General features: G+C 69.6%; 28 protein-coding genes. 19 read left to right on the forward strand and 9 right to left on the reverse strand.

All coding sequences use genetic code 11. The features are described 5' to 3' along the window. Window positions 1–5: 5 nt before the first annotated feature. Window positions 6–1,604: an ABC transporter substrate-binding protein gene (locus ACFY1L_RS12130; RefSeq protein WP_388822038.1), complete on the reverse strand. Its 1,599-nt coding sequence runs from the start codon at window positions 1,602–1,604 to the stop codon at window positions 6–8. Between the two features lie 209 nt (window positions 1,605–1,813). On the opposite strand from ACFY1L_RS12130, the gene ACFY1L_RS12135 reads away from it, so the two are divergent. Continuing rightward, entirely contained in the window at window positions 1,814–2,527 is a 714-nt protein-coding gene (locus ACFY1L_RS12135) for a FadR/GntR family transcriptional regulator (protein ID WP_388822910.1), read from the forward strand. Then, a complete protein-coding gene (locus ACFY1L_RS12140) occupies window positions 2,524–2,982 on the forward strand; it encodes a protein-tyrosine phosphatase family protein (protein ID WP_388822041.1) in 459 nt (152 codons plus the stop codon). The genes ACFY1L_RS12135 and ACFY1L_RS12140 overlap by 4 nt, the downstream gene beginning before the upstream one ends. Here ACFY1L_RS12140 and ACFY1L_RS12145 read toward each other — a convergent pair. Continuing rightward, window positions 2,977–3,456 (reverse strand): GNAT family N-acetyltransferase, encoded by a 480-nt coding sequence (locus tag ACFY1L_RS12145; RefSeq protein WP_388822044.1) that lies wholly within the window; start codon window positions 3,454–3,456, stop codon window positions 2,977–2,979. The two genes, ACFY1L_RS12140 and ACFY1L_RS12145, sit on opposite strands and share 6 nt — an antisense overlap. A 172-nt stretch (window positions 3,457–3,628) precedes the next feature. Here ACFY1L_RS12145 and ACFY1L_RS12150 point away from each other — a divergent pair, with 172 nt between their 5' ends. The 6 genes from ACFY1L_RS12150 to ACFY1L_RS12175 are packed head-to-tail and all read left to right on the forward strand — an operon-like array spanning window position 3,629 to window position 10,271. Beyond that, entirely contained in the window at window positions 3,629–4,441 is an 813-nt protein-coding gene (locus ACFY1L_RS12150; RefSeq protein ID WP_388822047.1) for an SCO2525 family SAM-dependent methyltransferase, read from the forward strand. Between the two features lie 45 nt (window positions 4,442–4,486). Next, window positions 4,487–6,349 carry an SCO2524 family protein gene (locus ACFY1L_RS12155; RefSeq protein ID WP_388822050.1) on the forward strand — a complete coding sequence of 621 codons (1,863 nt, stop codon included), beginning with the start codon at window positions 4,487–4,489 and terminating at the stop codon, window positions 6,347–6,349. Next, on the forward strand, window positions 6,346–7,263 hold the full coding sequence (locus tag ACFY1L_RS12160) for an SCO2523 family variant P-loop protein (protein ID WP_388822053.1): 918 nt from the start codon (window positions 6,346–6,348) through the stop codon (window positions 7,261–7,263). Before ACFY1L_RS12155 ends, ACFY1L_RS12160 begins: the two co-directional genes overlap by 4 nt. Next, the gene (locus ACFY1L_RS12165) at window positions 7,260–8,225 is read left to right on the forward strand and encodes an SCO2522 family protein (RefSeq protein ID WP_388822056.1); all 966 of its coding nucleotides are present in this window, start codon (window positions 7,260–7,262) and stop codon (window positions 8,223–8,225) included. The genes ACFY1L_RS12160 and ACFY1L_RS12165 overlap by 4 nt, the downstream gene beginning before the upstream one ends. 1 nt (window position 8,226) lies before the next feature. Then, complete coding sequence (locus tag ACFY1L_RS12170) at window positions 8,227–9,201, forward strand: SCO2521 family protein (protein ID WP_388822058.1); 975 nt, start codon at window positions 8,227–8,229, stop codon at window positions 9,199–9,201. Continuing rightward, complete coding sequence (locus ACFY1L_RS12175) at window positions 9,198–10,271, forward strand: DUF6879 family protein (protein WP_388822061.1); 1,074 nt, start codon at window positions 9,198–9,200, stop codon at window positions 10,269–10,271. Before ACFY1L_RS12170 ends, ACFY1L_RS12175 begins: the two co-directional genes overlap by 4 nt. Here ACFY1L_RS12175 and bla read toward each other — a convergent pair. Continuing rightward, window positions 10,268–11,152: a class A beta-lactamase gene (gene bla / locus ACFY1L_RS12180; RefSeq protein ID WP_388822064.1), complete on the reverse strand. Its 885-nt coding sequence runs from the start codon at window positions 11,150–11,152 to the stop codon at window positions 10,268–10,270. The two genes, ACFY1L_RS12175 and bla, sit on opposite strands and share 4 nt — an antisense overlap. A gap of 154 nt (window positions 11,153–11,306) precedes the next feature. On the opposite strand from bla, the gene ACFY1L_RS12185 reads away from it, so the two are divergent. Beyond that, window positions 11,307–12,434 (forward strand): abortive phage infection protein, encoded by a 1,128-nt coding sequence (locus tag ACFY1L_RS12185; RefSeq protein WP_388822067.1) that lies wholly within the window; start codon window positions 11,307–11,309, stop codon window positions 12,432–12,434. Here ACFY1L_RS12185 and ACFY1L_RS12190 read toward each other — a convergent pair. The 3 genes from ACFY1L_RS12190 to ACFY1L_RS12200 all read right to left on the reverse strand — a co-directional run bounded on the left by ACFY1L_RS12190 (window position 12,422) and on the right by ACFY1L_RS12200 (window position 15,737). Beyond that, entirely contained in the window at window positions 12,422–13,903 is a 1,482-nt protein-coding gene (locus ACFY1L_RS12190; protein WP_388822070.1) for an alpha/beta hydrolase, read from the reverse strand. The two genes, ACFY1L_RS12185 and ACFY1L_RS12190, sit on opposite strands and share 13 nt — an antisense overlap. A 92-nt stretch (window positions 13,904–13,995) precedes the next feature. Further along, window positions 13,996–14,826, reverse strand: coding sequence for an ABC transporter permease (locus ACFY1L_RS12195; RefSeq protein ID WP_388822072.1), 831 nt, complete (start codon window positions 14,824–14,826; stop codon window positions 13,996–13,998). Next, window positions 14,823–15,737 carry an ABC transporter ATP-binding protein gene (locus ACFY1L_RS12200; RefSeq protein WP_388822075.1) on the reverse strand — a complete coding sequence of 305 codons (915 nt, stop codon included), beginning with the start codon at window positions 15,735–15,737 and terminating at the stop codon, window positions 14,823–14,825. The genes ACFY1L_RS12195 and ACFY1L_RS12200 overlap by 4 nt, the downstream gene beginning before the upstream one ends. Before the next feature lie 134 nt (window positions 15,738–15,871). Between ACFY1L_RS12200 and ACFY1L_RS12205 the strand changes: the two genes are divergently transcribed. The 4 genes from ACFY1L_RS12205 to ACFY1L_RS12220 all read left to right on the forward strand — a co-directional run bounded on the left by ACFY1L_RS12205 (window position 15,872) and on the right by ACFY1L_RS12220 (window position 20,907). Then, on the forward strand, window positions 15,872–17,071 hold the full coding sequence (locus ACFY1L_RS12205; protein WP_388822078.1) for a sensor histidine kinase: 1,200 nt from the start codon (window positions 15,872–15,874) through the stop codon (window positions 17,069–17,071). Then, the gene (locus tag ACFY1L_RS12210) at window positions 17,068–17,745 is read left to right on the forward strand and encodes a response regulator (protein WP_388822081.1); all 678 of its coding nucleotides are present in this window, start codon (window positions 17,068–17,070) and stop codon (window positions 17,743–17,745) included. The genes ACFY1L_RS12205 and ACFY1L_RS12210 overlap by 4 nt, the downstream gene beginning before the upstream one ends. Window positions 17,746–17,919: 174 nt before the next feature. Beyond that, the gene (locus ACFY1L_RS12215) at window positions 17,920–19,761 is read left to right on the forward strand and encodes an SCO2524 family protein (RefSeq protein ID WP_388822084.1); all 1,842 of its coding nucleotides are present in this window, start codon (window positions 17,920–17,922) and stop codon (window positions 19,759–19,761) included. 150 nt (window positions 19,762–19,911) lie between these two features. Beyond that, entirely contained in the window at window positions 19,912–20,907 is a 996-nt protein-coding gene (locus ACFY1L_RS12220; RefSeq protein ID WP_388822087.1) for a hypothetical protein, read from the forward strand. On the opposite strand, the gene ACFY1L_RS12225 is transcribed toward ACFY1L_RS12220, so the two are convergent. Continuing rightward, a complete protein-coding gene (locus ACFY1L_RS12225; protein ID WP_388822090.1) occupies window positions 20,879–21,091 on the reverse strand; it encodes a DUF397 domain-containing protein in 213 nt (70 codons plus the stop codon). The two genes, ACFY1L_RS12220 and ACFY1L_RS12225, sit on opposite strands and share 29 nt — an antisense overlap. After that, window positions 21,073–21,912 carry a Scr1 family TA system antitoxin-like transcriptional regulator gene (locus ACFY1L_RS12230; protein WP_388822093.1) on the reverse strand — a complete coding sequence of 280 codons (840 nt, stop codon included), beginning with the start codon at window positions 21,910–21,912 and terminating at the stop codon, window positions 21,073–21,075. The genes ACFY1L_RS12225 and ACFY1L_RS12230 overlap by 19 nt, the downstream gene beginning before the upstream one ends. A gap of 170 nt (window positions 21,913–22,082) precedes the next feature. On the opposite strand from ACFY1L_RS12230, the gene ACFY1L_RS12235 reads away from it, so the two are divergent. The 6 genes from ACFY1L_RS12235 (at window position 22,083) to ACFY1L_RS12260 (ending at window position 26,133) form a co-directional block, all read left to right on the forward strand. Continuing rightward, a complete protein-coding gene (locus tag ACFY1L_RS12235) occupies window positions 22,083–22,298 on the forward strand; it encodes a hypothetical protein (protein WP_388822096.1) in 216 nt (71 codons plus the stop codon). A gap of 16 nt (window positions 22,299–22,314) precedes the next feature. After that, on the forward strand, window positions 22,315–22,938 hold the full coding sequence (locus tag ACFY1L_RS12240) for a DUF1266 domain-containing protein (RefSeq protein ID WP_388822099.1): 624 nt from the start codon (window positions 22,315–22,317) through the stop codon (window positions 22,936–22,938). A gap of 26 nt (window positions 22,939–22,964) precedes the next feature. Beyond that, window positions 22,965–23,093, forward strand: coding sequence for a hypothetical protein (locus ACFY1L_RS12245; protein WP_388822102.1), 129 nt, complete (start codon window positions 22,965–22,967; stop codon window positions 23,091–23,093). Next, window positions 23,090–23,839, forward strand: coding sequence for a DNA repair protein RecO (gene recO / locus ACFY1L_RS12250; protein ID WP_388822105.1), 750 nt, complete (start codon window positions 23,090–23,092; stop codon window positions 23,837–23,839). Before ACFY1L_RS12245 ends, recO begins: the two co-directional genes overlap by 4 nt. Before the next feature lie 30 nt (window positions 23,840–23,869). Continuing rightward, window positions 23,870–24,721: an isoprenyl transferase gene (locus ACFY1L_RS12255; RefSeq protein WP_388822108.1), complete on the forward strand. Its 852-nt coding sequence runs from the start codon at window positions 23,870–23,872 to the stop codon at window positions 24,719–24,721. A 74-nt stretch (window positions 24,722–24,795) separates the two neighbouring features. Next, window positions 24,796–26,133: a histidine-type phosphatase gene (locus tag ACFY1L_RS12260; RefSeq protein ID WP_388822111.1), complete on the forward strand. Its 1,338-nt coding sequence runs from the start codon at window positions 24,796–24,798 to the stop codon at window positions 26,131–26,133. A gap of 6 nt (window positions 26,134–26,139) precedes the next feature. Here the strand turns inward: ACFY1L_RS12260 and ACFY1L_RS12265 are convergent, their stop codons facing one another. After that, on the reverse strand, window positions 26,140–26,559 hold the full coding sequence (locus ACFY1L_RS12265) for a Fur family transcriptional regulator (RefSeq protein ID WP_388822114.1): 420 nt from the start codon (window positions 26,557–26,559) through the stop codon (window positions 26,140–26,142). Window positions 26,560–26,591: the final 32 nt, after the last annotated feature.

Consider the following 26,591-nt stretch of genomic DNA (forward strand, 5'->3'; position numbering starts at 1 on the left):
TGCTGCTAGGCCCACTTGGCCTGGAGGAGGTTGATGCCGGGATACGGCTGTGCCCTTATCCCGGTGAGAATGCGCGGGTCCCAGGCCGTCATCAGCTCGTTGTGGACGACCGGGTAGAGGACCGCCTGCTCGGCGACGACGTCGATGTAGTCCTGGACCATCGCCTTCTTCTTCGCCGCGTCGGGCTCCTGGGTGGCCCGGTCCATGTCCTTGAAGAGCTGCTTGGCGATGGCGTTGTCCGCCCAACGCGCGTATCCCATCCACAGGTTGGTGGGCCCGTAGTTGTAGTGCATGATCAGGTCGGCGTCGAGGCCGAACTGGTTGGGATTCGAGGCGGCGGCCACCACCTGGTAGTCCTGCTTCTGGTCCATCTTGGTGAAGACGGCCGTGGTCTCCTGCGGGGAGAGCGTCGTCTTCACGCCGATCGCGTCCCAGGACGCCTTGATGGTCGGCAGACAGTCGACGATCCAACTCACGTTCACCGCAAGGATGTCGATCTTCAGCCCGCTGACCCCGGCGGCCTTCAGCAGGGCCTTCGCCTTCTGCGGGTCGTAGTCGTAGACGGTCTTCGCGCGCCGGTAGGAGGGGTTGCCCTCGTTCAGGAACGAACTCGACGGCTTCCCGTGGCCCTTGAGCGCGACCTCGACCATCTTCCCGGTGTCGATGGCGTAGTGCAGCGCCTGCCGCACCCGTACGTCGTCGAAGGGCTTGTGCTTGGTGTTGAACATCAGGAACAGGTTGTTCATCCCGGCCCCGCCGGCGACCGTCAGCCCGCCGCTCTCGAGCTGCTTGATGTTGGCGTACGGGATGTTGTCGGAGATCTGTGCGCCCGCGCTGGAGCCGGAGATCCTGGCGACGCGTGGGGCGGCGTCGACGATCGTCAGCCAGTTCATCTTCTTGAAGGCCGCCGGACGCGGGCCGTTGTAGTCGGCGAAGGCGGCGAAGGTGGTGTTCGACTTCGGGTGGTGCGCGGTTTGTTTGTACGGCCCCGAGCCGACCGCCAGCCCCTTGATGGCGTCGTCCCAGGCGCCGGGCTTGGAGAAGACGTGCCTCGGCATGATCTTCGCGAGGGTGAGCCGCGAAATCCCTTCCGGGAAGGGGAACTTGAGCACCAGCTCGACGTTCTGCGCGTCGATCTTGCGGACTTCCTTCAGCCAGCTCTCGAAGAAGCCCTTGGCGAGCGTCTGCGTCTTGGGGTCGAGGATCCGGTCGAAGACGAACACGACGTCGTCGGCGGTGACCGGCTTTCCGTCGTGGAACTTGGCGCCGGCCCGCAGCGTGAACTTCCAGGACGTGGCGTTCAGGTCCTTCGGCACCTCGGTCGCCAGGGCCGCGTACGGCTTGCGGGTGATCGGGTCGGTGTCGAGCAGCCCCTCGTAGATGTGGTTGTTGGCCGCCATGCAGAAGGCGGACGCGGTCTGCGTCGGGTCCCAGCTGCCGTCGTTGCCGTAGCCGATGACCGCGGTCAGCGTCCGGTCCTTGCCGCCACCGCTGCCGGTGTCGTTCGTGGACTGCGGCCCCGACGAACAGGCCGACAGCGACGCGGAGACGGCGGCGGCCGCGCCCAGCGCGCCGGTGTGCTTCAGGAAGGTCCGGCGGTGCACGGTTCCTCCAGCGAAGAGTCGGAGAGTGAGGAGATACGACGTCCTACGTCCTGCCTCAGCCGCGACCATAGGAGCGGCTCCAGGGGCGGTCAAGGGATCGCACACGAATGGCGTAGCCGTCAGAGGTCGAGCCAATGGCAGTGGGAAATGGCGGGAGTTGGTGCACGTCAGTGCGGGACATGGGACGTGGGACGTCCGGCGCGCGTACGATGCGGCGCATGTCCGCTCAGCCGAGGCAGACGGAGACCGGGAACAGCCGGATTCAGCGGGCGGTCGTGCAGCTGATCCTCGACCGCAGGCTCCGGCCCGGTGCGCCGCTGCCCACCGAGGCCGAGCTGATGGAGGACCTCGGCGTCAGCCGGAACTCCGTGCGCGAGGCCCTCAAGGCGCTCCAGGCCCTCGACATCGTGGAGATCAGACACGGCTACGGCACCTACGTCGGCCAGGCCTCCCTCACCCCGCTGATCGACGGACTGACCTTCCGCACCCTCGCCCGGCACGACGACGACACCGGCGCGCTCGCCGAGATCCTCCAGGTGCGGGAAGTTCTGGAGGAGGGGCTGATCCGGCGGATCGCGGGATCGGTCGCCGAGGCCGAGCTGGACGCGCTGGAAGCGGTCGTGGCCCGGATGGAGGCGGCGGTCCGGGCGGGCCGCCCGTTCCCCGAACTCGACCGCGAATTCCACGAGTTGCTCTACGCGTCCCTGGGCAACGCGCTCGTGCCCCAGCTGCTGGCCGCCTTCTGGACCGTGTTCCGCAGGGTCGCCGACGCCCGCGGCTGGACGGACGACCCGGAGCCGGAGGTGACGGTCCGCCGGCACCGGGACATCGTGACGGCCCTGCGGGCGAGGGACGCCGAGAGCGCCCAGCGGGCGATGGTCCACCACTTCCGGGGCATCGAGGCCCGTACGCTGACCCGATGACGGACACCTGGCACCCCACGGACCCCGGTGTGCTGCGGCTGCCCTCGGGACGGCTGGTGCGGGGCCGCGGTCTGCGGCACCCCCTCGAACCGGGGGCGCCCACGCCCTCGTACGCCCTCTATCTCCTCGGCAGGCAACCCCCGCCCGTCGCCTGGGAGTTCACCTGGGTCCGCTGGCCCGACTTCCGCCTGCCCGCCGACCGCCCGGCCGCCCGCGCCGCGCTGACCGAGGCGTGGGAGCGGGCCGCCGCCGAGCGCGTCGAGATCGCCTGCGGCGGCGGCCGCGGCCGCACCGGGACGGCACTGGCCTGCCTGGCGGTCCTGGACGGCGTACCGGCCGAGGAGGCGGTGGATTTCGTACGGCGGCACTACGACCGGCGGGCGGTGGAGACGCCGTGGCAGCGGGCGTATGTGCGGCGGTTCGCCGAGGACGGGCCCCAGAGCCGGGAACTATAGCCGCAGGCGCATCAACCGGCGATCCGCGCCCGGGCCGAAGTAGTCCTTGCGGACGCTCTGTTCGGCGGTGAAACCCAGCGTTTCATAGAGGAGGATCGCGGCCGTGTTCGTCGGGGCGACGGTCAGATGCACCTCGCGCACCCCGATGCCGCGCAGCAGGTCGAGCACCTCCAGCATCAGCCGCCGGCCGTGGCCCCGTCCGCGTTCGTCCCGTGTGATGCCCAGCCCCAGGATCCAGCTGCGGCTCTTGTCCGGGGCCGTGCCGACGAGGACGTACCCCTTCAGGGCGGCGCCGTCGTCCAGGACGAGCAGATGGTCCGGGTACACGTCGTACATCTGACGCAGTACGAAGTACGGGTACGGCTCCTCCGGGAACGTCTCCCGATCCAGGAGGGCCAGCGCTCCGAGGTCCGCCTCCGTCACGCCTCTCAGCCGAAGTCGCCGTGCGGCTCGATGCACAGGCAGAGCAGTCATGCCACCTCCTGGTGTGGGGGAATTTACGCATGGTTCTGATCAGCATGGCCGCACGCCTTTCCTGCAACAAGCGCGCTTCAAGACCATGTCAGTTTGTCGACGTGCAGACTCACGAGAACCAGGTATATTATTGAGAATTGGCCACCACTCTGCCAGTGGTGTATGGTCGAGCATGACCTCCAGAGCTTCGGTCGACTCTCCCATGCTCAATGACGATGCACCATGGGACGACTTTGACCCCAGCGCATACTTTGATCAAAATTACCGCGATCTTCTCGACGCGGATGCGGAGATCCTCTCGTTCGTAAGGAATCACTTCAGCGATCACTTCCGTGAGCATGGTGAGTATCTCGAACGGCCGATTCTTGGTATTGACATCGGGGCGGGAGCCAATCTCTATCCGGCGCTGACCATGCTGCCGTGGTGCAGGGAGATCACCCTGTTCGAGCGGGCGCCCAAGAACGTCAGCTATCTGCGTGACCAGCGTTTGCATGCCGACCCGGCCTGGGACAGCTTCTGGCAGGTGTTGCGCAAGGATCCGGCGTACACCCGGATCGACACCGAGCGGACGGAGAGATTTCGCAAAGCGATCCGCGTTCAGCAGGGAAATCTGTTCGCTCTGGGGCGGCGGAATGTGTTCGGTCTACGCCGTTCTGCGGGGCGCTGGCAGATCGGAACGATGTTCTTTGTGGCCGAATCCATCTCCACCTCGCACAAGGAGTTCCTGCGCGCGGTCGAGTGCTTCATGCGGAGCCTCGCGCCCGGCGCGCCTTTCGCGGCCGCGTTCATGGAGGGCTCGACCGGGTATGACGTTGGCAACCGACATTTTCCGGCGTGCGACGTGGACGAGGCACAGGTGAAGGAAAGCTTCCGGAACTTCGCCGACAAAATCGAGACGCGACGCCTGAGCGAAGTGAGCCATATGGTGCGTCCAGGGCATACGGGAATCATCTTGGTTTGCGGGAAGCGGAACCCGAAGTCCTGAATTGCCGATTCCAGATTTGGTCGACCTGTGTGAGGGGCATGGGGGATGGAGATCAAGCCTAGGGTTCATCTGCTTGAGATCTGGGAGGCGATCGCCCGGCACTCCTTCGACGGCGGACGCTGGATCTGGGAGGACTGGGGAGTCAGCAGCGTCGCCGACGCCGAGCGGCTGCTGTGCCTCATGTACCCCGCCACGGAGATCCCCGAGTTCCGGCTCGACGAGCCGGACACGACCCAGAGGGACGTCCAGCGCGCCCTCAGACCGGCCGGCGGGCGCACGGAGATCCCGGCGGCCCTGGTGGCGGCCCTCACCGAGTTCATGAGGCGGCACACCGCTGCCGACGGCAGCCCCGCCTTCGGCGGCGGCTACTACTTCACCGCACAGGACGAGCAGTCGGAAGTTGCCGCCGAACAGCGGGAGTTGGGCGTGGTCGACTCCTTCTCCATGTCCGTGACCCTCTGCCTGGCCACGCTCGGCTTTCTCGACAAGTTCGCGGGCGTCACGGTCCGCTCCGACGTACGGGAGACCGTCGCCGAACTTCGGAAGGCCACCAGCGAGCGGCTCACCGCCGCGATGGTGGGCCTGCTGCGCTCCTTCACGGTCAACGTCTTCGACGCCGACACCACCCAGGGCCGGCGGCTGGCCCGGACCCTCGGCCAGCGGCGGCTGTCCGAACGGGCCGTCCTCCAGCAGTTCCAGGAACGCTTCAAGACCCTGCGCGCCACCATCGCCAACCGCATCACGCTCGGCGTCGACGTCGCGGACGGGCTCAAGGACCAGAGCATGATGTTCGAGTGCGGCTGGGCCTGGGGCGTGGTCAAGGACGCGCCGCCGGTCACACGGGCCGACCAGGACGCCGGCAGCCAGAACATCGGCATCCAGGCGGACGGCGTCGCGGACCCCGTGCCGTACCTCTATTTCACCGTCGTCGCCCTGGACGGCATCCAGGACCTGTCCTCCGACCGCACCCTCACCCTCGGCCTGCTCAACGAGGAGCAGCAGATGCTCGCCGAGGCACTGCGGCTGCGGTGGACCGTCACCCGGCAGTACTGGTCGGACATCGCGCGGTTCAGCGCCGATCGCTGGCCGCTGGAGGACATCCCCTGGCGCGTCACCAACCAGAAGCTCGAATCCGAGTACTTCTCGCTCTCCGTGGCCTCGCTCGTCGTCCACGACCTGGTCCGCAGCCGGGCCGGCGACGAGGAACTCGCCCGCACGGTCGACATCATGGAACGCCTCGCCGAACGCGGCCGTATCACCAGCCCTTTGACCCGCAACGACCCCGCACTGGAGCTCCACAGCCCCGGCGTCGTGCTGCCCCTGCAGGGCAGCGAACGACTCGGCCCGCTCCTGCAGTGGACGGTCACCGACTTCTCCGCGCACCTCCTCAAACGCACCGTCCAGCTGGCCGAGTTCGCCCGCAGCACCGACACCCAGGACCGCCTGCTGAAACTGGCCGAGGACACCTTCGAGCACCTGTGGGAGCGGCGGATCGAGGACGGCGAGGGGGCCGACCTCTGGGACGACGCCCAGGCCGTCTTCCCCACGGCGCCCAAGCGCGAGGGACCGCTGTCCTGGAGCATGACCGAACGCCTCACCGAGTGCATGGTCGCCGCGTACAACTTCTACGCGCGTGAGCCGGTCCGCAGCCCCGAACTCGGCGCCTTCGCCACCGCCCTGCTCAGCGAGGCCACCCACCGCTTCGGCAAGGAGCAGATGCAGTCGGCCGTGGTCGCCGACAGCGACCTGGCGAAGTCCCTGCGGAAGATCGAGATCCGGCTGCGCCGGGCGGGCGAACTCGTCGGCAACCAGCCCGGCACCGCGAGCGCGCTGGTGCTGTCCGTGCTCGAGGAACTCGACACCCTCGCCCAGGCGCGGGGTGCGGCTGCCGGGGAGGTGCGGCGGTGATCGTCTTCGCCGCCTCCGACAAGGGAGGCACCGGCCGCTCCGTCACCAGCGCGAACCTGGCCTACCAGCGAGCACTCGCCGGCGAGGACGTGGCCTACGTCGACTTCGACTTCGGCTCGCCCACCGCCCCCGCCGTGTTCGACCTGCCCGACGTGCTGCGCGGCGTCCGCACGGGAGGCCTGCACTCCTACCTGGAGGGAGAGGTCGCCGAGCCGGCCCGCGTCGACGTCTGGCGCCGCACCGAGCACCCGGTCCTGCGCCGGCGGCCCAACGGCGCGGGCCGGCTGGCCCTGCTGCCCGGTGACGCCGGCGGCGGCGAGTTCGCCACGGACGAGGACGCCCTGCGCCGCTGCGTGGACCTGCTGCTGCGGCTCGACAGCGAGTTCGACCTGATCCTCGTCGACCTCAGCGCCGGACGCAGCTACGCGATGGACATGGCCCTGGAGGTCACGGCACGGCGCGAGCTGCGGCACGTCGAGGCCCGCTGGGTGGTCTTCCACCGCTGGACCCGGCAGCACGTCATCGCCGCGGCCGGGCTGGTCTTCGCCGAGCGCGGCATCCTGGAGTGGGGTGCCGAACGGGGGCACGACAAGGACGCGCTCAGGTCCGTGATCCGCTTCGTGCGGGCCGCCGTACCCGACCCCGACTCCTCGCTGTGGTCGCACGTGTCGCCCGCGCAGTCCGCCTGGATGCAGAGTTACGACGAGCGGCTGCGGCGGCTGGCCGCCGAACTCGGCGTCGGCGACAGCGTGTTGCTGGGCACCGTGCCGCTGGAGCCCATCCTCCAGTGGCGCGAGCAGCTCATCACCGAGGAGGAGGTCGTCGCGACGCAGATCGCCAACAAGGACACCCTGGACGCGCTGGAGGAGATCGCCCGTCGGCTCACCGGCGACATCCACTGGGGGCAGCCGTGACGGACTCCGTCTTCCGGGAGACCGCGGCGCAGGCCCGCACCCAGTCGGTGCCGCTCTCCCATCTCTCCCTGGAACTCGGGCACCTGTACATGGAGGACCTGGAGGGCGGGCCGGGGCGGCTGCGCGAGCACTTCGAGCGGGTACGGCCCTGGGCGGACGCGGCCCGCGCCGAGACCACCGCCCTGACCGGCGGCAAACGGCCGCGGATCAGCACCTGCTTCCTGATCGACGACTACTTCACCCGCTTCTCCACGCCCGCCGACCTGGTGCCGCTCGTCCTCGCCGAGGCCGAACGGGCCGGGCTCGTCATCGACTACCTGGCCCGCGAATCGGCCTGCGCCGTCGCCGACAAGTTCCCGCTCGCCCAGGCCGTCGCCGGCCGCCTCGTCGAGTCACCGCCCCCGGGCAGCTACGGCGCCCGCCCGCCGGTGAGCCTGACCGGCTGGCTCGCCAACGGCCGGCGCAGCCCCGACGCGCGCACCTCGCAGGCCATGCGGAGGGCGGCACCCTGGCAGCCGCCCGCTGAGACCGCCGCCCGCCGGCACTCGATCTTCGTGGATGTCGAGCTGTGGGACGACGACAAGGACGGCAACCGCACCTGGTCCTGCCCCTTCCTCGCCGCCGTCTGGCAGCTGGCCCGACTCGGCCTGCTCCGCAACGAGGGCGAGCCCGTCCTGACCCCGCGCGATGCGAGCGCCGGCTGCTTCCCGCGCGAATGGGACGAGTTACCGCCCCTGCTCCGGCTCAACCCGTCGGCGGCCCCGTTCAGCGCCTACCGCACCTGGTCCGTGCTGCCCTCGCGGTTCCTGCCCGTCGAACACGCTGTGCGGGTCGTCCTCGACCAGACAGACGTGGACTCGGGAGCGGTCCGCCAGATCACCGAGCGCGCCGCCCTGGAGGGCCACCCGACGCTCAACTCCGTTGCCGAGCGCGTCTCCTACGTGTTCTACCCGGGGCCCTGACATGACGGCCCCGCCGGACGCGGCACCCGCGGTCCTGGCCTGCGGAGAGGTACGCACCTGCGTCCTGCCGTCCCTCCAGCCCCTGGACGCCCGGTCGGCGGCCCAGCTCCTGAGGCTGCGGGCCGACGAACGCGTCCTCGTCTCCGAACGCCCCAACCTGTACGCGCTCTCCCCGGAGACCCTCACTGGCGTCGACTGCCGTCTGCCCACCTCCAACGGGACGAAGGTGCGCGTGGTCGGCACGGTGGCCGTCCGTGCCGCGCTCACCGAGGGCCGTGTCCTGCAGACCAGCGCATACTTCCGGACACCGGCCGAGGGCCCCGACCGCCGACAGCCCTGGGGGCACTACCTGATACGGCCCGGAGTGGTCGAACCGCTCGGCCGGCTCCCCGAACAGGAGGCCGCACAAGGCATCCTGACCGGCGGCCGGCCCGGCGAACTCGACCTCGGCCTGATCGCGGACGGTGTGCTCACCCCGCTCGTCCGGCACCCGCTGCTCGACCAGCGGGTGCCCTTCAAGAAGTCCCGTCGCACCCGCCTGCGCTGGGCGGCGCTGCCCGCCGCGCACGGCCAGGAGCCCTCCATCGAAGGGTTCACCCTCGCCGAGGACGACCTGCGCACGGTCCGCCTGCGCGTGCCCGACGGCACCGAACCGGCTGCGATCGCCGCTCTGTGCGAGGACTTCGCGCTGCACGACTGGCTGCTCACCACGGTCGTCCGGCTGCTCGACGGCAGACTCGGCCCGGTCGAGGGCCCCGCCTCTCTCATGGCCCTGCGCCCGGCCGTGGAACACCTGATACACCTCTGGATGCCCCGGGCCCGCGGCGACCGCACGCTGCGCGCCCTGTGGGACGTGCTGGAACAGGACCCGGGATTCACCCGCCAGTGGGACAACCTCGTCCAGCGGGTCCGGGACCGGCTGGCTCTGCTCAACGCCCTTCCGAAACTGGGAATTCCGACGGGGGAGAAGACATGAACGGAGCACCGCCGACCACGACGACCACCACCACTACGACCACTGCGCCGCCGCCCTCCCAGCCCGCCCGCCGACTCGAGCCGCGGGGGCTGCGGGTACCTCCGGTCCTGGTGAAGATCCTGGTGACCGCCCTGGTCTTCCTCATCGCCCTTCTGGTCACCAACAAACTCGACCAGAAGCAGGGCGCCGGCGACGTGTGGAACCTGACCGCCTCCGTCGTCATCGGCGGCGCGGCGCTCATCGTGCAGTACCTGGTCGACTTCGAGAAGCGGCTGGAGGAGATCGAGACGAGTCAGACCGACCTGATCCGGGACGTGAAGGAGAACCTGGTCAGCCATCACGTCGCGCTCACGGAACTGGTCGACGACCGCTTCCGGCGGATCAACGCGGCGACCGAGCTCTTCAGCAACGTGGACCGTTCGGTGCTGCGCTCGGACGCGGTCATCAAGCTGGCACGCCGGGCCACGGAGTGCGGGCAGCTCAACAACGAGATCGTGAAGACCTTCGCCAGCGAGGAGATCGAACGGCTCGCGGGACTCCTGGAGAACCTCAGCAGCCGCAGCGCGGACTGCCTCGGCGAGAACCAGGACTGGCTCATCGGCCTCACTCACTGCATCAAGCGAAGCCTCGACGCCACCAGCACCTCCGTCGACCGGGACTTCTGGGACAGCGAACCCGCCGCCCGTTATCTGGAGGCACAGAGCGACGCACGCGGGCGCGGGGTGGAGATACGGCGACTGTTCCTCGTCGACACACCGGAGGAGATCGACGAAGAGGTGAGGGCCCTGTGCAACAAGCAGCGCGCCCTCGACCTCGACGCCCGTGTGGTGGCGCTGTCCGAACTGCCGCCCTGGGCACAGCTCGGGACGAAAAGCGACTTCATCGTCTTCGACCGGGAACTGTCCTACGAGATCGACCAGGACACCAAGGACGTCAACGCCAAGACCACGCTCAACGCCCGCCCCACGCACGTGGATCACCGCCTGAGGCAGTTCACCCGGTTGTGGGACGCGACGTCGAGGCTGCCGCACCAGGGCATTCCGCAGCCGGCGAACGGACCGTCCGCCTAGGACAGGCCCTGGGCGGCTTGGCCCAGCACCTCCGCCAGGAGGGCGGCCGTGTCGACGATCAGGGTGTGGTCCCACGCCGCGTCCTGGTCCGGCTTCGTCACCTGGACGGCCAGCACGATCGGGGTGCCGTCCGGGGTCCAGGCGATGCCGGCGTTGTTGTTAGCGCCGTACGAGCCCGCGCCGGTCTTGTCGGCGACCGTCCAGGTCTTGGGCAGGCCGAGGCGGAAACGGTTGCCGCTGGTGGTGTTGTTCAGCAGCCAGTGAGTGAGGAGTTCGCGGTCCGGGCCGTTCAGGGCGTTGCCGAGGACCAGGCGGGCGTAGGTGCGGCCGATGGCGCGCGGGGTGGTGGTGTCCGTGCGGCGCCACGGCTCGGCCGAGTTGAGCTCCGGCTCCCAGCGGTCCAGGCGGGTCACCGGGTCGCCCAGCGACCGGGCGAAGCGGGTGATCGCGGTGGGGCCGCCCAGTTCGCGCAGCAGGAGGTTACCCGCGGTGTTGTCGCTGTAGCGGATGGCCACGTCGGCGAGTTCGGCGATGGTCATGCCCTCGGCGAGGTGCTTCCTGGTCTGCTCGGAGCCCTCCTCGACGATGTCGGCCTCCGTGTAGTGGATCCGACGGGCGAGGACCTCGCCGTGCCGGTCCAGATCGCGCAGGACGGCCGCCGCGGCGAGGGTCTTGAAGAGGGAGCAGACGGGGAAGCGCTCGTCGGCGCGGTGGGTGACGGTCCGCTTCGTGCGGACGTTGTGCGCGAACACGCCAAGGCGGGCGCCGTGTTGGCGCTCCAGCTCCCGCAGGCGGTCATCTGTGGCGGCGTGGGCGGGTGCGCTCGTGAGGAGCGTGGCGGCGGAGGCGGTGCCTGCTGCGAGCAGGGTGCGTCGGGTCATCGGGGTGCGGTGCGAGCCTAAGATCTTGCTCTCCTTCGCTCGATCGACGGTGACCATCTCTCCAGTGATCGACGCCGTACGTCATCCCTTGGTTGCCGAGCCGTAGACCATCGGCGGACGGCGGGGCGGGCCCGGGCTCGCCACAGTGAGGGGCATGGAGAAGACGAAGGGGATCAATCGGGCGCAGTTCCTGGCGGGGGCCGCGGCCCTCGGGGTCACGGCGGCGGTGCTGCCGTCCGGGTCGGCCGCCGCGGCCACCGGACGTCACGGTCTGCGGCACCGCGGCGTCGTCTACACCGTCGGCGAGGGCGAAACCCCGGGGACCGCGTGGAGCGCCGCCCGGATGCGCCGGGACATCCGCGTCATCCGCGACGAGCTGCACGCCGACACCGTCGATGTCACCGGCGACGGCGTCGAACGCCTCACCGCCACCGCCGCCGAGGCCGCCGAGCGCGGACTGCACGTCTGGCTGCAGCCGACCTTCGGGGACATTCCGCAGCGGGACATCCTCGAGCACATGGCCGAGTGCGGCCGGTTCGCGGAGCGGCTGCGGCGGCAGGGCGCGAGCGTCGACTTCAGTGTGGGGTGCGAGTTCTGGCTGTTCGTGCCCGGGATCGTGCCGGGGGAGACGGTTCTGGAGCGGGTCGAGAATCTGCTGAAGGGCAACTTCGACCCCGTGCAGATGCAGCGCCGGCTCGACGCCTTCACGGCGAAGGCGGCGGCGGTCGGCCGCTCCGTCTTCCACGGCCGGCTGAGCTACGCCGCCGCCCAGGACGACAAGGTCGACTGGCGGCTCTTCGACGTCATCGGCATCGACTGCTACTCGTACTTCCGCCACCACGCCGACTACGTACGGGAGTTGAGGCGCTTCCTGCGCTGGGGCAAGCCCCTCGCGATCACCGAGTTCGGCACCTGCACCTACAAGGGGGCGCCCCAGGCGGGCGGCATGGGCTGGAACGTCGTCGACTTCGACAAGGGCGAGATCAAGGGCCATCTGGTCCGCAGCGAACACACCCAGGCCGCCTACCTGGTCGACGTGCTGTCGGTATTCGAGTCGATGGGCCTGTACGCGGCGATGGCGTTCGAGTTCGTCACCCCGGACGCCCCGCATCGCGCCGACAATCCGCGCAAGGACCTCGACATGGCGAGCTACAGCATCACCAAGACCATCAAGAACCGCCCCGACGACCCCCGTTCGGGCTGGCACTGGGAGCCGAAGGAGGCGTTCCACGCGCTGGCCCGGCAGTACGGCAGGGCGGCCTGCGCGGGTCACTCGCAGTAGACGTCCTTGCCGGGCCGCTCCCCGGTGGCGAGGAACCGGGAGACGGTCACGTCCCCGCACGCGTTGCCATTGTCCAGGTAGGCGTCGTGGCCGGTGGAGTCGACGGTGACCATGACGGCACGGCGGCCGAGCGCCTCGCGCAGCTTCAGGGCGCCGCTCAGCGGGGTCGCCACGTCACGCTCGTTCTGGACGAGCAGGACGTTGGACGGCCCCCGGTCGGTGATCCGCACCGGCTGCTTCGGCTGCCACGGCCAGGCGGCACACACCATGGCGTTACGGGGCATGCCGGCCGTCAGCGGATACCTGGCGCGGCTTTCCTCAACCCCCTTCCGGTACACGGCGGTCGAACGGGGCCAGGCGGCGTCGTTGCAGATGGTGGCGGCGCCGACGGCGGTGTAGTTCTGCAGCACCTCGTCCGGCGGGGACTGGGGCGCGGGCGGCACCGTGCCCTTCTGGGCGGCCAGGATCAGCTGGGCCAGGGCAGGGTAGTCGTCGGGGTCGTAGAGGGTGTTGAGCATGGTCTGGCGCAGGACGTTGCCGTCGAGCTCCGTCGGGTTGGCGCCGGGCCAGGGGATCGGCTCGCGGTCCAGGCGGGCGGCGAGGCGCAGGAACAGCGGGCGCACCTCGGCGGCCGTGTCGGCCAGACGGTACGGATTGCCGGGCGTGGAGGCCCACTTGGCGAACTCGGGGAAGTTGTCCTCGACGCCCACCTCGCCCGCCTGCAGCCAGGCGCGCTCCGGATTCACCGGGTCGGGGTTGTCGTTGCTGTCGAGGACGATGCGGTCGGTGCGCTGCGGGAAGAGCTGGGCGTAGACGGCGCCGACGTAGGTCCCGTAGGAGACGCCCCAGGCCGAGATCTTCCGCTCGCCGAGGGAGGCCCGAATGCCGTCGATGTCGCGTGCGTTGTCGACCGTGCTGATGTGCCGCATCAGTTCACCGCCGTTGCGGGCGCAGGCGTCCGACATGCGCCGGGCGGCGGTCATGTTCCCGGTGACGGAGCCGTCGGGGCCGGGCCAGGGCCGCAGCGTCGTCAGGGCGAGGTCGGCGTGGTCCAGCCCGCAACTGACCGCGGTCGAGGGCGCGTTGCCGCGTGGCGCGAACCCGATCAGGTCGTACTCGTCCCGCACGTCCTGCGGCAGCTTCTGCCCCTTGCCCGAGGGGTCGCCCAGACTGGTGCCGCCGGGCCCGCCGGCGATGAGCAGCAGGGCGCCCCGGCGGGCGGACGGGTTCTCGGCCGGGATGCGGGAGAGGGCGATCTCGATCTTCCGGCCGCCGGGGTCGGCGTAGTCCATCGGGACGGCGAGGGTCGCGCACTGCTGACGGGGGTCGAGGCCGCTGCCCGCACACTTCTTCCAGTCGAGCGACTTGGCGGCGGCTGGTGTTGAGGCATTCGCGGCCACCGGCGCGGTGAGGCCGAGGACGACGGCGGAGGCGGCGATCAGGGAGGCGTTGCGGATGCTCTTCTTCATGCGTTCGAGCGTCGCGGATCTTCAACGAGACTCACATCCGGGCAACTGCCTTGTTGTTGCTGGGGTTTACCCCCGTCCGTCCCCAGGGTTTCTCATACGTCCCGCCGGTCCACGACCACGACCGCCACGACGGTCGCGACCGCCGCCCACACCGCGAACACGACCCATCCGCCGGCGACCGTGGTCGGGTACCGGGGCGCCAGGGTGAAGGGGTGATCGCCGTAGCCGATGTCGACGAGACGCAGCCAGGCGTTGAACGGGAGGGCGTTCTTGACGCACGCCGTCCAGTGGTAGCGCTCGGTGACGAAGGACGGCAGGAGGAGCAGGACCACCGTCGTCAGGACCATCGTCGTCGCGCTGTGCCGTATCAGGGCCCCCGCCCCCATCCCCACCAGCGCGCACACCGGGGCGAGCAGCGCCGACGCCACGACCACCCGCCAGGCACCGGGATGGCTGATCGGCACGCCCAGGCCCCGGCCGTCGAGGACGGCCTGCGTCGTCGCGTAGGAGGCGCCCGCGACCACCGCGCCGTACCCGGTCATCACCGCGGTCACCACGACCGCCTTGGCCGCCATCAGCGCCCGCCGGTCCGGCACGGCGGTGAAGGTCGTACGGATCAGGCCCGTCCCGTACTCGCCGACGATCGTGATCGCACCGATGCTCGCGCACGCCAGCACCAGCATCATGGCGGCGCCCGCGGTGAACGCGTCGCGCAGCGCCCAGTAGACGAACTCACGCTGAATGGGGCCGCCGTAGTGCGGATAGTTGACATAGTCCGCGCGGGCCGCGTTCGCGTTGAACGCGATCAGGGCCAGGGCACTGGAGCCGAGCGCCCAGTAAGTGGACCGCAGGGAGCGGAGTTTGATCCACTCGGCGGCGAGCAGATCGGTGAAGCGGGCGGTCGGCAGGACGAGGGCGGTCATCGGGATTCTCCAGCCGCGTACTCGACGCTGTCGGCGGTCAGTTCCATGAAGGCCGTCTCCAGGGAGGCGGCCCGGGTCGACAACTCCCAGAGCGGGAACCGGTGTTCATGCGCAAGCTCACCGACACGGACAGCGCTGAGCCCGTCGACCTTCAAGCCGTTCCTTTCGTACGGCGTCACGGCCGCACCCTCCGCCGCCAGTACGACGGCCAGCGCGGCCGCGTCGGGCGAGCGCACCGTCACCGTCGGCGCCGTGCCGCGCGCGGCGAACTCGGCGAGGCTCTCGGCGGCGATGAGCTCCCCGCGCCCGATGACGATCAGCTCATCGGCGGTGCTCTCCATCTCGGACATCAGATGACTGGAGACGAAGACGGTCCGCCCCTCGTGCGCCAGCCTTCGGAACAGCCCCCGCACCCACAACGCACCCTCCGGATCAAGGCCGTTGAGCGGCTCGTCGAACATCAGCACCGGCGGATCGCCGAGCAGCGCGCCCGCGATGCCGAGCCGCTGCTTCATGCCGAGCGAGAAGGTGCCGACCCGCCGCCGGGCAGCCGCGTCGGTCAGCCCCACCTCGTCGAGCACCTCGTCCACCCGCTGCTTCGTGATGCGGTTGCTGCGGGCCAGAGCGTGCAGATGTGCCCGCGCGCTGCGACCGTCGTGCACGTCGTGGGCGTCGAGGAGGGCGCCGGCGTGACGCAGGCCGCGCGGGCGGTGTCGGAAGGAGTGGCCGCTGACCGTGGCGGTGCCGGCGGTCGGCTCGACGAGCCCCAGCAGCATCCGCAGGGTGGTGGTCTTGCCGGCGCCGTTGGGTCCGAGGAAGCCGGTGACACGGCCGGGGCGGACGGTGAAGGACAGATCGCGGACGGCGGTCGTAGGCCCGTATCGCTTGGTGAGGTGCTCGACTTCGATCATGCGCACCACGGTCGCGCGGGCGGAGGGCCCGGGACATCGGGCAGTGGCTGACACTCGTAGGAGCCGACTGTCGACCGTGGTTGTACGTCCACGGGCCGATGACCGGGCCGGGAAGACGCCCCTACGATCACGGCATGCCACCAGGGACTTCGCAGCCTCCGCTCAAGCGCGTACCGCCGGGCACCTGGGTGGTGCTCGTGTGGTGTGCGAGCACGCTGTTCACGCTCCTGACGACGTTCAGACTGCCCGGCGAGACGGAGCCGGCCCAGTGGCCGGCGGCCCAGCTCTACCGCTGGGACGGCCTCACGTTCCTCGTGTTGTCCACGGCGCTGGCGGTCCGGGCGGGCCGACTGCTGCACCGAAGGCCGCTCGGCGCGCTCGTCCTGACCATCCTGGCCGCGATCGTCGAGACGACGACACTCGGCGTGGGCGAACTGCCGATGGCGCAGTACCTCACGACGATCGTCGCCCTCTACTTCGTCGCGGCGACGTGCCCCCGGCACACCTCACTCACCGCCCTTGTCCTGGCGATCGGCACCCTGATCGGGTACCTGACCGTACGGGTGCTGAACGGCTGGACCATCGGCCTGTCCGCGGAACTGGCCGTCGGCCTCGTCACCGTGATCGCCTGGCTCCTCGGCAACTCCAGCCACCAGTCCCGTGCGCACGCCGAGCGCCTCAGCGCCGAGCACGCGGCACAGGCGGTCACCACCGAACGTCTGCGCATAGCCCGCGAGATGCACGACACCGTCGCCCACAGCATCGGCATCATCGCCCTCCAGGCGGGCGCGGCGTCCCGCGTGGCGACGACCCGCCCCGAGGCGGCCCTCGCGGCGATGCGGGCGGTGGAGAACGAGGGCCGCGAGACCCTCGCCGGCCTGCGCCGCATGCTGGTCGCCCTGCGGGCGGCGGACGTGACGGAGCTGCCGGACGCGGCCGTCCCCGCGGGCCTGGCGGACGTCGACCGCCTGGCGGCCACGACGACGGCGGCGGGCGTACGGGTGGAGGTGCGCCGTCTCGGCGAGACCCGCCAACTCCCGCCGGACATCGACCTGTCGGCGTTCCGTATCGTCCAGGAGTCGGTGACGAACGTGGTACGCCACGCGGGCACGAGCGCCTGCCGAGTGACTCTCGACTACAGCGACGACGAGGAACTCGCCCTGGAGATCACGGACGAGGGCCGAGGGCGGGGGAGCGCGACGGACACCGGCTTCGGCCTGGCCGGCATGCGCGAGCGAGTCGCCCTGCTGCACGGGGAGTTCACGGCGGCCCCACGCCCCGAGGGCGGCTTCCGGGTCGCGGCCCGACTGCCGCTGCCGATGGCGGTCCGATGACCGGTCGTGAGGTGCGGGTCCTTCTGGTCGACGACCAGGAACTCATCCGTACGGCGTTGGGCATGGTCATGGCCGACCTCGCGGACGTGGAGGTGATCGGCGAGGCGGCGAGCGGCGAGGAGGCGGTACGGCTGACCGCCGAACTCGCCCCGGACGTGGTCGTGATGGACATCCGCATGCCGGGGATGGACGGCATAGAGGCGACGCGCCGCATCACGCAGGCGGAGACCGAGGCGAGGGTGGTCGTTCTGACGACCTTCGACGACGACGCCTACGTGTACGGCGCGCTGCGGGCCGGCGCGTCCGGCTTCCTGGTCAAGGACATGGCACTGGACGACATCATCGCGGCGGTCCGGGTGGTCGCGGCCGGCGACGCCCTGATCGCCCCGAGCGTGACGCGCCGACTGATCCACGACTTCGCGGCGCGGCCCGAACCGGCGGGCGGGCGCCGCGAGTTGAAGGGCATCACCGACCGGGAACGCGAGGTGCTGACGCTGGTGGGCAGCGGCTTGTCCAACGCCGAGATCGCCACCGAGCTGTGCATCAGCGTGGCCACGGCGAAGACGTACCTCACCCGCCTGCTGACCAAGCTGGACGCGAGGGACCGGGTCCAGCTGGTGATCACGGCGTACGAGGCGGGGTTGGTGTCGGTGCCCGGAGGGAGAGGGGCGTGAGGAGCCGGTCCGGCATCGAGGCCTACGCAGAAAGGCTCAGCATGTTCACGGTCGGGCAGCCCGACGCGGTGCGCCCCGGCTATACGTCCATGATCGTGGCTTGCGGATTCCGCGGCGGGGGTAATTCCTGAGAGGTTCTCCGACCGGGCGACGCGATCTGTGGGGGGCACAGGGATGCGGATCAAGCCACGCCTGCAACTGCTGGACATCTGGCAGGCGATCGCCCGCCATTCCTTCCACGAGGGCACCTGGGCATGGGGGGAATCGGGCGGACTGAGCAGTGTCGCGGACGCCGAACGGCTGCTCTGCCTCATGTATCCGGCCACAGAGATACCGGGCTTCCGCCTCGACGACCCTGACATCACGGAGCACGACGTGGAGCGGGCTCTCCGGAGCGTCGGCAACCGGGCAGAGATTCCCACGCGGATCGTCGAGGCACTCCTCGAGTTCATGCGCGTCCACACGGGCGAGGGCGGGCAGCCCACGTTCGCGGGCGGCTCGTCCTTCGCCGCCCAGGACCAGGGCCGCAGCCTCACCGAGGAGCAGCGGCAACTGGGAGTGGTCGACTCCTACGCGAGGTCGGTCACCCTGTGTCTGGCGACGCTCGGCTTCCTCAGGACGTACGAGAGCATGACGAACCGGCCGGAGGTCCTGGCGCGGATCGAGGAGCTGCGGTTGATGAGCAGCAGGCGGCTCACGGCTGCCATGGTCAGCCTGCTGCGTTCGTTCATCGTCAACGTCTACGACGTCGGGTCCGCCCGGGGCCGCGCCCTGTGCGCATTCCTCGGTCAGGGAGAGCTGTCCGAGCGGCTCGTCCAGGACCGGTTCCGGAGGCGCTTCAATGCGCTTGGGGCCATCATCTGCGAGAGCCTGCCCCTCAGCATCGACGTCGCGGACGACCTCCGCGACGGGGGCCTGCTCTTCGAGTGCGGCTGGGCCTGGAGCCTGGTGAAGGACGCGCCGGAGGTGGTGATGGGGCCAGAGGTCGGGCCGCAGCCGCAGGGAGTCGCCGCCCCGCTGCCGGATCCGTACTTCACCGTCGTCGCCCTGGACGGCATCCGGCACCTGTTCTCCGAGCGCACTTTCGCCTTGGGACTTCTCGACCCCCAACAGCAGCGGCTCGCCGAGGCGCTGCGGCTGCGCTGGGAGATCACCCAGCAGTACTGGTCCGGCATCGCGCGCTTCGACGCCGGGCGCTGGCCGCTGGAGGAGATGCCCTGGCGGAGCACCGGCCTGGGACTGGAATCGGAGTATCTCTCGCTCTCCGTCGCCTCCATCCTCGTCCACGACCTGCTGCGCCGCCATGCCGCAGACGACGACCTCACCCGCACCATCGGCGTCATGGAGCGGCTCGCCGAGCGAGGCCGGATCACCGGCCGAGCCATGCGCCAGGACCTGGCCGTCAGCCTCCATCACCCGGGTGGCGCCCTACCCCTTCTGGGCAGCGAGACCCTCGGGCCGCCGATGTGCTGGACCGTGACGGACTTCTCGGCCCAGCTGCTGAAGCGGACCATCCAGCTGTGCGCCCTGTCCCGGGACACCGCCTCCCAGCACCGGCTGCTGCGGCTCGCGGAACAGATCTGCGACCACCTGTGGGCGCGCCGCATCCGACAAGGCGAGGGTGCCGGCCTGTGGGACGACGTCCGTGCCGTGTATCCGGACCTGCCGGACCGCCGGGACGAGCCGGTGTCCTGGAGCCTCACCGAGTGCGTCACCGAATGCATGGTCGCCGCCTGCCAGTTGTACGGCGGGCCGCTGGTCCGTAGTGCCGAATTGGCCACCCTGGCCCAGGCGTTGATCGACGAGTCGATCCATCTGGCGGGCCGGGAGGAGTTGCAGGACACACAGGCGGTCGTCGGTGAACAGGCACAGGTGATGAAACGCGTCGAGGACCAGCTCCGGCACGCTCGTGCCGTCGTCGACGAACGGCCCGGCACCGCCGCCGCCCTGGCCCTGTCGGTGCTCGTCGAACTCGACGCCCTGGCGCGGGCGCGGTTCAGCGCCGAGAGGGAGTGACTCGTGACCGGTTTCGCCGCCTCCGACAAGGGAGGCACCAGACGCTCCAGTGGGACCAACTGGCGCTTCAGGCCATTCCGTTGCCGCATCCGGCGCACTCCACGCGCTGACGGCGGCGGTCACTGACTACTCCGGCGGGAGAGGGCAGGCATGGACTCAGACCCGGGAACACCCGGTCCGGCCGCGGCGGGCGGTCTGCGCATACCGCCGGTGGTGCTCAAGACCCTGATCACGCTGGCCGTGGGGACGGTCACCTACGTGATCACGACCTGGATCGGCCAGTCCGAGGACGAACTGTGGAAACTCGCCATCTCCGTCGTCATCGGCGGTGCCGCACTGATCGTCCAGTACATGGTCGACTTCGAAGAGCGCCTGGCCGCCGTGGAGAGCGGTCAGCGCGAGCACCGGCGGGACCAGCGGGAGGACCTGGCCGCCCAGCACCGCGAGATGACGGAACTGGTGGACCAGGGCTTCAGGCGGGTCGGCGAGGTGACCGGACTGTTCCGGGAGCTGGACGACTCGGGGATGCGCACCGAGGACGTGTCGCGGCTGGTCAGGAGTGCCACGGAGGTGGGATCACAGGGCCACGGCATCATGCAGGAGTTCGCGCGCGCCGAGATAGAGCGCCTGGCCGTGGTCATGACGGAGTTGACGTCGCACACCGCCGACTGGCCGGGCGAGAACAACGACTGGCTCATCTCACTCACCCGGTGCGCCCGCGACACCATCGACGCCACCAGTAGCTTCGTGGACCTGGCCTTCTGGCGTACCGAGCCCGCGAAGCACTATCTGGAGGTGCAGCGCGGGGCGATCCGGCGCGGAGTGAAGGTGCGGCGCCTGTTCATCGTGCAGACTCCGCAGGAACTGAACGCCGACCTGGACGAAATCCTCGAAGCGCAACGGAGCGTGGGCATCGAGGCGGGGGTGGTGGTTCTGTCCCAGCTGTCGTCCCCCGTCGTGGTGGGTCCGACCTTCGACGTCGTCATCTTCGACGGAGAGCTCTACTTCGAAATCGTCCCGGATCTCCGCCAGCTCAACCCCAGGACCAGGCTGGACGCACGTGAGCGGTACGTCACGGAGCGGATGACGCGGTTCGACGAACTCTGGAACGCGGGCCTCAACGGCTCGGCGGGCCAGGCTGGTTGAAGCCCGCGATGAACTCCGTCCAGGCAGCCACCCCCACCAACAGCACCGCCCCACCGGCCACCTTGCTGTCCCGGACAGGAACAACACCGGGGACTCCGTCGGCGACCTCGACGCAGTTGCCGCCATCGCCGTTGCTGTACGTGCTCTTGCGCCAGCAGGCGTTGCTCAGGTCGTACTCGCGCATCGTCTGAAGTCCTCAGCCGCCGATTGGATCAGGGCGAGGGACGCCTCCGGCGACAGAGCGGCGACCCCGAGCAGATCGTAGGCTCGGTTCGCACGCTTCACCACCGCCGGGTCGTCCAGGAGGCTTCCCGAAAACGACGTCTCTGTATAGGCGGTTGGAGGCGCGTCCTCGAACTCCATGAGCCGCAGGGAGCCGTTGTTGGCCGGTGCCCCTGCCGAGAACGGAAACACCTGCAGCAGCACTTTGCGCTCGCGGGCCATCGCGGCCATGTGCTCCAGCGCCTCAGCCGCGACCTGCGGTCCGCCCACTGGGATGCGAAGCACCGATTCATGCACGATGGCCCAATACTCCGGCCTTGTGGCGTCGTTGAGGATCTGTGACCGCTCTACGCGGGCCCCGACCCGATCGTCGACGAACTCGTCGGTCGCGAACGGGTGCGTCGCCAGGACGAGTGCCCTCGCGTAGGCCGGTGTTTGCAGGAGCCCCGGGATGACGGAGTCCTCCCAGTCACAGATCTTCGCCGCCAACCGCTCAAGCTCCGCAGCCTTCGCGAAGTAATCCGCATAGCGGGGGTCGTCGATCAGCTTGCGGCACAACCGCTCGAAAATACCGTCGGTCTGCAGGATCTCGTCGATCCGCGTCGCGATATCCAGCTGAGGTTTTCGAATGGCCGCCTCGAACTGCCCGATATAAGTGCCGGACACGAAGGCCCGGGCGCCCAGTTCCACCTGGCTCATGCCCGCGTCTTCCCGATGCCTCCTCAGTTCCGCGCCGAAGAACTCCCAGATCGCCTGGTACGACCCGGACGAACCCTTGGCCATGGCCAACCCCCTTGCACTGCACATCACTTGTAGGGCGCAGACTCCTGCCGAGTGTAGGCGGAACGGGGCACGCCGGAGCTGAAAAGCGTGAAACTCGAAAGGAGCGGGGAGCGAGAAAAGGTGTTGCAGGAATTCCGGGTTGTATTCGTTACGGTCGTCAAGGAGAGGAAATGAAACCCCCCGTCGGCAGTCACGTCGTGGACACCCGCACCGGAAAGGTGGGAATCGTCATGGGCCATGAAGGACCGTACGTCCAACTGCGACCCTACGGCGGAGGGAGGGAGTGGGACGCCGACCCCGGCAACGTACGGGGGGCCACCCAGGCCGAACGGCTCAGCGCGGCGACGGCGTACGCCAACGCCCGCAGCCGGGGCGAAGTCCCTTGACGTAGGGTGCGGGCGCATGGGCCTGTGGAACATACGGAGATGGACGAAGCCGCGGACCAAGAGCCGCTACCCCACGCCCCTCACCGCGCACCAGCTCTGGATGGTGTCGCTGGGCGCGCCGGTGAGCCGGGACCGCACCGCCTCGCGGACCACCCTGTACCCGTTCACGCGCATCGACGACGACAGTGCCCGCGGCTGGCTGGCCGAGCAGTGGGAGATCACCTCGCGGGGCCGGCTGGCCGGGCGGCTCGACGAGCTGTCCCGCAGCGGCTACCGGGCCCGCGCCCAGCACCTCCTCGGCGTCTCGCCGCTCGCCTGGGACGCCGCGCTGTACGTCGACATCGCGCGGTGCGGCTTCGGCTGCGGGATGATCACCGAGGCCGAGGCCTGGACCGCGCTGAAGAACATCGTGCCGTCGGTCGTGCGGACGTACGCCTCCTGGCAGGAGTACGCCGATCACTACCTGCTGGGGCGGAAGGTCTGGCAGGACGGGCTGCGCGGCACCTCCGATTCGTCGGCCCCCGCGCCGCAGGCCGCCGCCGACGCCCACCTCCGTGCCCTCCTGGACCCGGCGAACCGGTCCAGCCCCTGGAACCTGGCCCCCTGGGACACCATCAGTCACCCCGACCGCGCCCGCTGACTCCGGCCGTACGCGAGAATGGACCCATGAGTCTGTTCCGCGACGACGGCATCGTGCTGCGCACCCAGAAGCTGGGCGAGGCGGACCGGATCATGCTGCAGTCTCGCGGGGGACGACCCCCGCGCCCCCAGCAGTCGGGTGGCGGTGCGCGATGAGTCTCTTCAGGGACGACGGCATCGTCTTGCGGACCCAGAAGCTCGGAGAAGCGGACCGGATCATCACGCTGCTCACCCGCGGTCACGGCCGCGTACGTGCCGTGGCACGGGGTGTGCGCAGGACGAAGTCCAAGTTCGGGGCGCGGCTCGAACCCTTCTCCCACGTCGACGTGCAGTTCTTCGCTCGGGGGAGCGAGCTGGTCGGGCGCGGGCTTCCCCTCTGTACCCAGAGCGAGACCATCGCGCCGTACGGCGGCGGGATCGTGACGGACTACGCGCGGTACACCGCCGGGACGGCCATGCTGGAGACCGCCGAGCGGTTCACGGATCATGAGGGCGAGCCGGCCGTGCAGCAGTACCTGCTGCTCGTCGGCGCGCTGCGCACGCTCGCCCGTGGCGAGCACGCCCCGCACCTTGTTCTCGACGCCTTCCTGCTGCGGTCGCTCGCCGTCAACGGGTACGCCCCGAGCTTCACCGACTGTGCGAAGTGCGGTCTGCCCGGGCCCAACCGGTTCTTCTCGGTCGGCGCCGGGGGCTCCGTCTGCGTCGACTGCCGGGTGCCGGGAAGCGTCGTACCGTCACCGCAGACCCTGGGACATCTCGCCGCGCTGCTTACGGGAGACTGGGAGACGGCCGACGCGAGCGAACCGCGATACGTCCGGGAGGGGAGCGGGCTGGTGTCCGCCTACCTGCACTGGCATCTGGAACGTGGGCTCCGCTCGCTGCGTTACGTAGAGAAGACGTAGAGAAGCAAGCCTGAAGGAGACGAGAAACACATGGTCGTAAACGGGATCCTGGGGCGCCGGCGCCGCGAGTACAAGGCGCCTCAGCCGCACCCGTCCGGTGCCCGCGCGCCCAAGCTGCCGGGCGAGCTGGTCCCGAACCATGTGGCGATCGTCATGGACGGGAACGGCCGGTGGGCGAAGGAGCGGGGCCTGCCGCGGACGGAAGGGCACAAGGTCGGCGCCGAGCGGGTGCTGGACGTGCTGCAGGGCGCCGTCGAGATGGGCGTCGGGAACATCTCCCTGTACGCCTTCTCCACCGAGAACTGGAAGCGCTCGCCCGAAGAGGTCCGCTTCCTCATGAACTTCAACCGCGACTTCATCCGCAAGACGAGGGACCAGCTCGACGAGCTCGGGATCCGGGTGCGCTGGGTGGGCCGTATGCCCAAGCTGTGGAAGTCGGTCGCCAAGGAGCTCCAGGTCGCCCAGGAGCAGACGAAGGACAACGACAGGCTGACGCTGTACTTCTGCATGAACTACGGCGGCCGGGCGGAGATCGCGGATGCCGCGAAGGCGCTCGCGGAGGACGTGAAGGCGGGGCGGCTGGACCCCTCCAAGGTCAATGAGAAGACCCTCGCGAAGTACCTCTACTACCCGGACATGCCGGACGTGGACCTGTTCCTGCGGCCCAGCGGCGAGCAGCGCACCTCCAACTACCTGCTCTGGCAGAGCGCCTACGCCGAGATGGTCTTCCAGGACGTCCTGTGGCCGGATTTCGACCGTCGTGACCTGTGGCGTGCCTGCGTCGAATTCGCCTCGCGCGACCGGCGGTTCGGCGGTGCGGTCCCGAACGAGGAGCTGCTGGCCATGGAAGCCGCCATGAAGGGCAGGCCGGAAGGTTCGTAGCGGCCACCTCGTGGCCACAGGGGGTTCATCCCCGTACCCACTGGCGGTTCACGGAGATCGTTGACGATCCGGCCATGAAACGCGTCACCCCCGCCCTCGCGCTGTGCACCCTGCTGGCCGCGGCCGTGCCCTCCCAGGCCGCGGACCGGCTCGCACACCGCGACAGCTATGGCACGAAGGCCACGTACGAGGCCGAGCAGAGCGCCCGCACCTACCAGCGCCCGCCCGCCGGCTTCACCCCCGTCTTCACGGAGAACGTCTCCCGGCACGGCTCCCGTTCCGCGACGGACGGCGAGGACGCGGATCTCGTCCTCGGCCTGTGGGACAAGGCGCAGGCGGCAGGCCGACTCACCGGCAAGGGCAAGGAGTTCGGCCCGAAGGTGCGGGCCCTGCAGGCCGCCATGGCGAAGATCGGCTACGGCAACCTCAGCGCCCGCGGCAAGCAGGAGATCCAGGACACGGCGGTCCGCACGGCCGACCGGCTGCCGTCGCTGTTCGAGTCGATCGCCGCGAAGGGCGAGAAGATCGACGTCGTCAGCTCCGGGCAGGGCCGTGCGATCGACAGCGCCAACCTGTACGCGGGCGCGCTCGCGGACACCGACCCGGACCTCGAGTCCCTGATCGGCGCGACCCGCACCGACAAGGACCTGCTCTACTTCCACAAGGCGGCCGGCGGCGCGGCGTACCGCGACTACATCGCGAACGACAAGCGCCTGGCGGACACCCTGGAGTCGATCACCGACCAGCCGAGGACGCACAAGGCCGCGTACAGCGTCCTGCGCCGGCTCTTCAAGGCCGACTTCGTGGACCAGATCGCCACTGCGGACCAGGTGGCCGCCGCCGAGGCCGTCTACAACCTGTACGCGATCGCCCCGGCGATGAGCGGGGAGAGCCCGGACGGCGAGGGCTGGGGCATGGAGCGCTACATCTCCCGCTCCGACGCGGCCTGGTTCGGCTATCTCTCCGATGCCGAGGACTTCTACGAGAAGGGCCCCGGCTTCTCGGACAGCGACATCACGTACAAGATGGCCGGCGTCCTCCTCGACGACTTCTTCAAGCAGGTCGAGGCGAAGAAGGCCGGCACCAGCGAACTCGGCGCCGAACTCCGCTTCACCCACGCCGAGGAGATCATCCCGCTGGCCGCCCTGATGGGCCTGCCGGGCAGCACGCGGGCGGCGACGCCCGGGCAGCCGTACACCTACGCGAACAACCCGTGGCGCGGCGCGGACGTGGCACCGCTGGGCTCCAACATCCAGTGGGACGTCTTCCGGAAGGGCGATCGCTACCTGGTCCGCATGCTCTACAACGAGAAGGAGACGGCCTTCAAGACGGGCTGCACTCCGATCGCCAGGGGCAGCAAGTTCTACGACGTGGACGAGCTGGAGAGGTGCTTCGGTCGCACGGCCTCGTAGAACGGCTCAGTTCTTCTGCGTCGCTGCGCAGTCGGCGCAGGTGCCGAAGATCTCCACCGTGTGCGCGACGTTGACGTAGCCGTGTTCCGCCGCGATCGCCTCCGCCCACTTCTCCACCGCGGGGCCCTCGACCTCGACCGCCTTGCCGCAGACGCGGCAGACCAGGTGGTGGTGGTGTTCGCCGGTGGAGCAGCGGCGGTAGACCGACTCGCCGTCGGAGGTGCGCAGGACGTCGACCTCGCCGGCGTCGGCGAGGTTCTGCAGGGTGCGGTAGACCGTGGTCAGGCCGACCGAGTCGCCCTTGTGCTTGAGCATGTCGTGGAGCTCCTGCGCGCTGCGGAACTCGTCGACCTCGTCCAGGGCCGCCGCCACGGCTGCCCGCTGCCGGGTCGCGCGGCCCTTCACGGGCGGTCCAGCGGTCGTCACCGGTTGCCTCCTCTACGTCTGCGCCTTGCCGG

Origin of the sequence: Streptomyces sp. NPDC001663, from assembly GCF_042893105.1 — a bacterium.
Lineage (GTDB): Bacteria > Actinomycetota > Actinomycetes > Streptomycetales > Streptomycetaceae > Streptomyces.